The 3,024-nt window shown below is 47.1% G+C and carries 5 protein-coding genes and 2 pseudogenes; 3 read left to right on the top strand and 4 right to left on the bottom strand.

The genetic code is table 11. The annotated features are described in order from the left end of the window. On the top strand, nucleotides 1-344 hold a 344-nt coding region (locus tag ABRZ26_RS24915), incomplete at its 5' end, for a transposase (protein WP_319604780.1). A 58-nt stretch (nucleotides 345-402) separates the two neighbouring features. On the opposite strand, the gene ABRZ26_RS24920 is transcribed toward ABRZ26_RS24915, so the two are convergent. The 4 genes and pseudogenes from ABRZ26_RS24920 to ABRZ26_RS25270 form a co-directional block, all read right to left on the bottom strand. Further along, nucleotides 403-933 (bottom strand): hypothetical protein, encoded by a 531-nt coding sequence (locus ABRZ26_RS24920; protein ID WP_319606696.1) that lies wholly within the window; start codon nucleotides 931-933, stop codon nucleotides 403-405. Next, nucleotides 930-1,106: pseudogene (locus ABRZ26_RS24925) on the bottom strand (tyrosine-type recombinase/integrase); the annotation flags it as partial. The pseudogene ABRZ26_RS24925 and the gene ABRZ26_RS24920, both read right to left, overlap by 4 nt. Before the next feature lie 181 nt (nucleotides 1,107-1,287). Further along, on the bottom strand, nucleotides 1,288-1,695 hold the full coding sequence (locus ABRZ26_RS24930) for a putative T6SS immunity periplasmic lipoprotein (RefSeq protein ID WP_319606697.1): 408 nt from the start codon (nucleotides 1,693-1,695) through the stop codon (nucleotides 1,288-1,290). Nucleotides 1,696-1,984: 289 nt separating this feature from the next. Further along, the gene (locus tag ABRZ26_RS25270) at nucleotides 1,985-2,401 is read right to left on the bottom strand and encodes a hypothetical protein (protein ID WP_413556481.1); all 417 of its coding nucleotides are present in this window, start codon (nucleotides 2,399-2,401) and stop codon (nucleotides 1,985-1,987) included. Here ABRZ26_RS25270 and ABRZ26_RS25275 point away from each other — a divergent pair. Both ABRZ26_RS25275 and ABRZ26_RS24940 read left to right on the top strand, forming a co-directional pair. Continuing rightward, a complete protein-coding gene (locus tag ABRZ26_RS25275) occupies nucleotides 2,400-2,612 on the top strand; it encodes a hypothetical protein (RefSeq protein ID WP_413556483.1) in 213 nt (70 codons plus the stop codon). The genes ABRZ26_RS25270 and ABRZ26_RS25275 overlap by 2 nt on opposite strands. A gap of 1 nt (nucleotide 2,613) precedes the next feature. Further along, nucleotides 2,614-2,898 (top strand): annotated as a pseudogene (locus ABRZ26_RS24940) (phage tail protein); the annotation flags it as partial. Nucleotides 2,899-3,024: the final 126 nt, after the last annotated feature.

Consider the following 3,024-nt stretch of genomic DNA (forward strand, 5'->3'; position numbering starts at 1 on the left):
TGCTGGATGGTATTGGTGTTCAGCGTCAGAACGGCAGTATGAAGCGCCGTGGTTATGCGGTTTTGGCTGACAAAGCTTACTCAGGGCATGCGCTTCGTAACGAACTGAAACGAAAAGGGATAAAAGCAGTTATCCCTCGAAAATCTAATGAAAAAATGGCTTCTGACGGACGCTCACGGTTCGCCAGTGACGTTTACCGTCGCCGCAACGTAGTGGAGAGATGTTTTGGCCGGTTAAAAGAGTACCGGCGTATTGCCACACGCTACGACAAAACGGCGAGAAATTATCTGTCGATGGTGAAACTGGGCTGCATCCGACTCTTTTACAAGAAGTTATGCAATTAAGGGACACAGCCTAGTAAAAACAACAAGTTATTGTATTTTATGCCATTCACGTTTCTGGTTATTGCTGTCTATTTTTCTTAGCTGTCGTTCTGTCGCCATTCATTTTTTGTGATGAAAAGAGATTTTTCACGTGCTCGGTAAGACATAACAAAGCTGCATAAAAAATCAAAAAGACCAAACTATAGGCCAGCATAGCGCTAACCTTTCCTAATGCCGGATTTCTATAAACAACAAGGGCACCAGTAATACAAGTACCAGCGAGAATCAAATATACAGATTCTAATAGGCCACGAAGTTGATGAGCGACATTGACTGCGAAATCTATTCGACAGCCAAAGTATGAACGGATAAAGCTCAAGGTGAGCTCCAAGAAAAACCCTACGGCAAAGGCTCCGTAAAGGTTACTTTTGTATAGAGGCTCACCACTAACCAGCGCAGAGAATACGCGCTCAAACGCAGACTCTCCCCCACGAAGATATGCAATCAAGGTAAAACCAACACCTACAATCAAAAAAGTACTGATAAACCTGGCTGCATCCTCTTTTAAGGGTTTCATAACCATCTTCAAATCAGAAATTACTTTTCTCATGGCTCACCCAATCGGTCATACGGATTCAACGTTACGGCCGCATCCAGGTGATCGGGGCAAAGTGTGCATAGCGCTTTGTCATCTGGATGGAGGTATGGCCGAGGATGTCTTTTAGACACCAGAATATTACCACCATTCATCATAAAGTGACTGGCAAAGGTATGCCGCAGAATGGATTTGACCCTATATGGCCTGCGCGATCGCCCAAACCGCCATAGTGACGATGTGCAGTATGAGGCAAGGCCGCTGCTGGGGGTTAGTAGGCGGATATGAAAACGGTTGACGAGCTGCTGATAGAACATCTGAACCAATAAAACACATTGCCCCGTAATTCGGGGCAATTCATAACATCAGTTACTTATCTTCCTGCGATTTCAATTCTTCCAGTGTAAAATTTCTTACCCATATACGCTTGGACTCCACTGTATCATCAGAAATATCTGTTACTACACTGACACTATATTCTTTATCCGATTCAAAGTTATATGATATTGGGATACATTGCTGAGGTAATGTTACATAAGTTGGATTTTTTATATCATTTTGTTCCCAAACCGTGCGCATTTCACCAGCTCTATCTCTTTGGTAAATAGTGACACTAACCAGTTTTGAGCGACCATCCTTAGTGACAGATTCTTTCTGAACGGAAATACAAGGCTGATTATTACTCAACGTAACAGAAGCCACACGGAAAGCGGTTTTATGTCCACATCCAGCTAATAATAAAACAATTAAGCTGAAAGAAAATAATTTCAGTTCCATAAACATTTCCTGTCGCGTGGGGATATAAGAAAGTATTTTAGTGCATTTTGATATTTTTCCTTCAAACCAAAACCAACGATACCTTTAAAATTCTTTGCTCGCATCCAGGAATTTGTTTGGGATGTGAACAGATATGGAGTCGGCAATAAAACCACTATGCACTATCAGGTTTTGGGAAAGGCAGCATAAGAACGGATGCATTGATCGCTACAACCGATCAATAACACGGAATTGATCTGTATAAACGTTTATAAAATCATCATGCCCAATGTCATTATGATGCTGAAATTCAGATAAAAATAATGACACCAGGGAAAGCGAAGCCCACCGACAGCGAGGCGGTGGGCTTTTTTATGCCCGGATTCACCCTATCTGCCAACGTACCGGGATTACCCTGATTGGCAGCGCGCTGGGCGTCTTGCTGTCGCCGATAGGGCCGGCTGTTGCCGCACTGGTCGGGGGTGCGCTGGTTATCAGGAAATACTGGGAGCCTATCAAGGCGTTTATCGGCGGCGTGGTAGAGGGGTTCGCCGCTCCGGCGCCGCGGGGTAACGATGCGAACGCCATCAGGGCCAGGTATAGCGGCGAATATGACAACGGCGGACGCATCCCGCTGGGGAAATTTGCCGTCGTCGGCGAGCATGGCCCGGAGATCGTTGAAGGCCCGGTCAACGCAACCAGCCGCCGCGATGGCCTCCGCCGCCATGAACATATCCGCCTATCGTCCGATAGCGCCGACGGTTCAAGTCAGCGCCGCGCCGTCACCCGTAAGCATTCACGCGCCCATCAGTATGATGGCGCAGCCCGGTCAAAGCGCACAGGACATTGCGCAGGAAGTAGCGCGCCAACTTGAAAGCCGGGAACGGGCGGCGCGATCGCGCGCGTTCAGTCATTACAGCTATCAGGGAGAGTTTTAATATGATGCTCACATTAGGGCTATTTGTCTTTCAGTTGCAAACCCTACCGTACCAGAATATGCAGCGCAACGTTGATTACCGCTGGCCGTCCAACAGTCGCGTCGGTCAGCGTCCGGCATTGCAGTTCTTAGGCATTGAAGAGGAAAAAATCACCCTATCAGGTGAACTGCTGCCGGAAATTACCGGCGGCAAGCTGTCGCTGTTGATGCTGGAAACGATGGCCGATCAAGGGCATGTATGGTCGCTGATTGAGGGCTGCGGCACCATTTACGGCGTGTTTGTGGTGGTAATCCCCCCATTTTTAACGGATGCCATAAGTAGAGTTATGCAGCACGTAACACATGCTGTTTTGGGGTATATCCGCCCAACGCCATATTCGGCCTTTCGTGATTATAAAACCACTGCCATTCTG

This window comes from Brenneria sp. L4-2C (assembly GCF_040240335.1).
Taxonomy (GTDB): domain Bacteria; phylum Pseudomonadota; class Gammaproteobacteria; order Enterobacterales; family Enterobacteriaceae; genus Brenneria.